Source organism: Pseudomonas sp. TYF_14 (assembly GCF_043105275.1).
Taxonomy (GTDB): Bacteria; Pseudomonadota; Gammaproteobacteria; order Pseudomonadales; family Pseudomonadaceae; genus Aquipseudomonas; species Aquipseudomonas alloputida.
Window position 1 is genome coordinate 1 of record NZ_JBICLK010000099.1, and the last position, 392, is coordinate 392.

The 392-nt window shown below is 61.7% G+C and carries 1 protein-coding gene; it reads left to right on the forward strand.

Going from position 1 to position 392, the window contains the following annotated elements:
* The coding region (locus tag ACF8O8_RS27545; protein WP_392510931.1) for a thiamine pyrophosphate-binding protein at positions 1–392 on the forward strand (392 nt) is incomplete at both ends.

Sequence of the window (392 nt, forward strand, 5' to 3'; positions counted from 1 at the left end):
TTCGGCATTCCCGGTGAGGAAAACCTCGACCTGCTCGAATCCCTGCGCAAGTCGAAGATCAAGCTGGTACTGACCCGTCACGAGCAGTCTGCAGGTTTCATGGCTGCCACCTACGGTCGTCTGACCGGCAAGACCGGCGTCAGCCTGTCGACCCTCGGCCCTGGTGCCACCAACCTGGTGACCGCCAGCGCCTACGCCTACCTGGGCGGCATGCCGATGATGATGATCACCGGGCAGAAGCCGATCAAGAAGTCCAAGCAGGGTCGCTTCCAGATCATTGACGTGTGCGGCATGATGGACCCCATCACCAAGTACACCCACCAGTTCGCCTCGGCCGACAACATCCCGGCCCGCATGCGCGAAGCCTTCCGCCTGGCCGAAGAAGAAAAGCC